At 60.2% G+C, this 2,012-nt stretch carries 1 protein-coding gene; it reads right to left on the minus strand.

Annotated elements, in window-relative coordinates; genetic code table 11:
- Positions 1 to 1,774: alpha-1,4-glucan--maltose-1-phosphate maltosyltransferase (locus F8N49_RS27445; RefSeq protein ID WP_151553286.1), on the minus strand; the 1,774-nt coding region annotated here is incomplete at its 3' end.
- Between the last annotated feature and the right edge of the window lie 238 nt (positions 1,775 to 2,012).

Consider the following 2,012-nt stretch of genomic DNA (forward strand, 5'->3'; position numbering starts at 1 on the left):
CGGCGCTGCGCTTGCCGAAGTACAGAATGTTGTCGTTCCAGGCGTTGTAGAGTTTCAGCCCCAGATGCGTGTGCAGCGCCGGGTTCTGCCGACGGATACGGTTGAGCTGGGCGATTTCGGCAATGATGTTGCCGGGTGCGGTGAAATCGCGGACGCGGATTTCGTATTTCTCCGAATCCAGATACTCCTCTTTGCCCGGTACTGGCGCCGATTCGCACAATTCGAAACCGGAATACATGCCCCACAGCCCCGAGCCCATAGTCGCCAGCGCCGCGCGAATGAGGAAACCGGGACGCCCCGACTCATGCAAAAACGCCGGGTTGATGTCCGGGGTATTGACGAAGAAATTCGGCCGGTAGCATTCGCGCCACGGCGACTGGTTCAGCTCGGTGAAATATTCCGCCAGCTCGGCCTTGGTATTGCGCCAGGTGAAATAGGTGTAGCTCTGCGAATACCCGACCTTGCCCAGACGCGCCATCATCGCCGGCGTGGTGAAAGCCTCGGCGAGGAAGATCACTTCCGGATACAGGGTGCGCACATCGGCGATCAGCCATTGCCAGAACGGCAGCGGTTTGGTGTGCGGGTTGTCAACGCGGAAAATTTTCACGCCTTCCTTGACCCAGCCGACGACGATGTCGCGCAACTCGACCCAGAGACTCGGAATCGCGTCCGGCGCATAGAAGTCGACGTTGACGATGTCCTGGTATTTCTTCGGCGGGTTTTCGGCGTATTTGATCGTGCCGTCCGGGCGCCAGTTGAACCAGCCCGGATGCTCCTTGAGCCACGGATGGTCCTGGGAGCACTGAATGGCGAAATCGAGAGCGATTTCCAAGCCATGGTCGGCGGCGGCAGCCACCAAACGGCGGAAATCTTCACGGGTGCCGAGTTGCGAGTGAATCGCCTCGTGACCACCCTCCTCGCTGCCGATCGCGTACGGGCTGCCGGGATCGTCCGGGCCGGCAGTCAGGGAATTGTTGCGGCCCTTGCGGTGGGCGCGGCCGATCGGGTGAATCGGCGTGAAGTACAACACGTCGAAGCCCATGTCCTGAATCATCGGCAGACGCGAGTGCACGTCGTTGAAAGTGCCGTGACGCTGGGGATCGTCGGTGATCGAGCGCGGAAACAGCTCGTACCAACTGGCGAATTCGGCCAGTTCGCGCTCGACGTCCATGGGAAATTCGGCGCTGATGCTCAGATAGGCACGGTGATCGGCCTGAGCCATCAGCTCTGCACTGCGCGAGTGCAGAAACAGCGCAACCTGCTCGGTTTCGAGCAGGCCGGACAATTCATGGTGCAGCGCGGCGAGCTGCTCGCTGAGCTGACCTTCGCTGCGTTCGGCGGCCTGTTGCACCATCGTGCGGCCTTCCTGCAACTCCAGAGAAACCGGCACCGCCGCGCTGTGCTTCTTTTCCAGTTCGTACTGGAAGCTGGCGAAATGGTCGATCCACGCTTCGATGCAATACAGGTAGCGGCCCTGCTCCTCAGGGCGGAACTGGCCTTGCCAGGTGTTATTGCCCTGATCGGACATGACCTCGGTCTGCCAGGTTTCCTGGCCTTCCTCGCGCCAGCGGATGCGCACGGCGAGCTTGTCATGGCCGTCGGCAAAGACTTTGCTGGTCACCACCACTTCGCGCCCGGCAATCGATTTGGCGGCGAACTGGCCGCCGTCGAGAGTCGGCATGGTGTTTTCGATGACGATGCGTGGCAGCAGCAACGCCTGCGACAGCGGCATGTGCGGGTTGTAACTCAGCTCTGAAGGTCTTTCAGCAGTCATTGAGCATCTCTCCTTAACGCCCCAAGGACGCTCTTGTGCCGGAACAGTATTCGCGACAAAGCGCCGGCCCTGTCATGAACTCACTTAGGTTCCGAGCAACCGGCGCGGGGAAAAGTTCAGATGAAATTAACAAGACAAACCTGCGGATCGAATTTGTCGTGGCCGGGTCAACTCACTTAAGCACGTCCCACGCCATGTGCCATACGGAGGTCACCTGATGAGCATCCCGATCCCGGCG

Origin of the sequence: Pseudomonas sp. GXM4, assembly GCF_008923895.1 — a bacterium.
Classification (GTDB): Bacteria; Pseudomonadota; Gammaproteobacteria; order Pseudomonadales; family Pseudomonadaceae; genus Aquipseudomonas; species Aquipseudomonas atacamensis.